We start from the raw sequence: 1,786 nt of genomic DNA, 5'->3' as shown, positions 1-1,786 counted from the left end.
CCTATCGCGGCACCGCCTATGTCGTCTTCGAGGAACTGGCGCTTTCCACCTATGGCAACCGCCTGCCGCAGTTGTCGTTCGAGGTCTTCCGCCCGATCGCGGATCCCGACACGGCCGAGGGGCTGGTGAAGGCCGTGACGATGATCCCGGCCTCGGGCGAGTTCACCTATGCGACGGAGGCTGTGCGCAAGACCGTGGGCGCATTCACGACGGTATTCGGCCAGACCACCGGCGGCACAACCTCGGCCGAGAACCTGAACGCGCTGCCGGATGAGGCCGACATCGTCGTGGCCCTCGACCGGCTGCAAGCCATGGCCCCGGCCGTCGAGAGCGTCAGCCTGGTCGTCGCCTGGTTCGGCAACGATCTGCGTGCGGGGAACTGCACGATCAAGCCCGGCGTGGAGGTCGCGACCAAGGCCACTAGCCCACAGGTCTGGACCGTCAACGGCCTGGCGCGGGCGGGTGCCCATCTCGTCAGCCGGGATACGGAAGATCGGCCAGTCTACGGCGGCACGCCTGCGGATTTCGCGGTGGTGCAGGCGATCCGCGAGATGAGGGCGCGTGGGCTGCGGGTGACGTTCTATCCCTTCCTGCTGATGGACGTGCCGCCCGGCAATACGCTGCCGAACCCCTACAGCGCCAACGCCGCCACGCCGGGCCAGCCGAGCTTGCCCTGGCGCGGCCGGATCACCTGCTCCCCGGCTGCAGGCTTCGCAGGGACCGTTGACAAGACTGCCGCAGCGGCCACGCAGGTCTCGGCCTTCTTCGGCGTGGCCACCCCGGCGCAGTTCGCGGTGTCGGGCGACAACGTGAACTGGACCGGCCCTGCGGGTGACTGGGGCCTGAGGCGCATGATCCTGCACTACGCCCATCTCTGTGCCGTGGCGGGCGGTGTCGATGCCTTCCTGATCGGGACCGAGATGCGCGGGCTGACCACCATTCGCTCCAGCGCCAGCACCTATCCGGCCGTCACCGCCTTCAAGGCGCTGGCGGCGGACGTGAAGGCGATCCTCGGGCCGGGCACCAAGGTCGGCTACGCCTCCGACTGGTCCGAGTATTTCGGTCACCAGCCGGGCGACCGGACCGGGGACGTGTTCTTCCACCTCGACCCGCTCTGGTCGGATGCCAACATCGATTTCATCGGCATCGACAACTACATGCCGCTTTCAGACTGGCGCGACGGGTTCGGCCATGCCGATGCGCTGGAAGGCTGGTCCGCGATCCAGGACCGGCGCTATTTGCAGGCCAACATCGCAGGCGGCGAGGGCTTCGACTGGTTCTATGCCTCGGCCGCCGACCGTTCGGCACAGATCCGGACTCCGATCACCGACGGCGCTGCAGGCAAACCGTGGGTGTTCCGCTACAAGGATCTGCGTGCATGGTGGTCGAACCCGCATTTCAACCGGCCGGGCGGGATGGAGAGCGGCACGCCGACCGCATGGGTGCCGCAGTCCAAGCCGGTCTGGTTCACCGAACTGGGCTGCCCCGCCATCGACCGGGGCACGAACCAGCCGAACGTCTTCTTCGACCCGAAGTCGTCAGAGAGCTTCACGCCCTACTTCTCGCGCGGCTGGCGGGATGACGCGATCCAGCGTGCCTACCTTGAGGCCAGCTATCTCTGGTGGGGTCAGGGCGCGAACAACCCGACCTCATCTGTCTACGGCGGCCGGATGGTGCATGTGCCGGAATGTGCCGCCTGGACCTGGGATGCGCGGCCCTATCCGCTCTTTCCGGAACTTACCGGGGTCTGGACGGACGGCCCGAATTGGCGCCTTGGCCACTGGCT

1 protein-coding gene is annotated in these 1,786 nt (G+C 67.3%); it reads left to right on the top strand.

Annotated features, from left to right (window positions below):
* A partial coding sequence (locus CRO07_RS18195; RefSeq protein ID WP_176504636.1) for a baseplate multidomain protein megatron occupies nt 1-1,786 on the top strand: 1,786 nt, incomplete at both ends.

It is taken from the genome of Cereibacter ovatus (assembly GCF_900207575.1).
Taxonomy (GTDB): Bacteria; Pseudomonadota; Alphaproteobacteria; order Rhodobacterales; family Rhodobacteraceae; genus Cereibacter_A; species Cereibacter_A ovatus.
The sequence above is the reverse complement of the archived record's forward strand: the minus strand, read 5'-3'. Positions and strand labels throughout refer to the sequence as shown.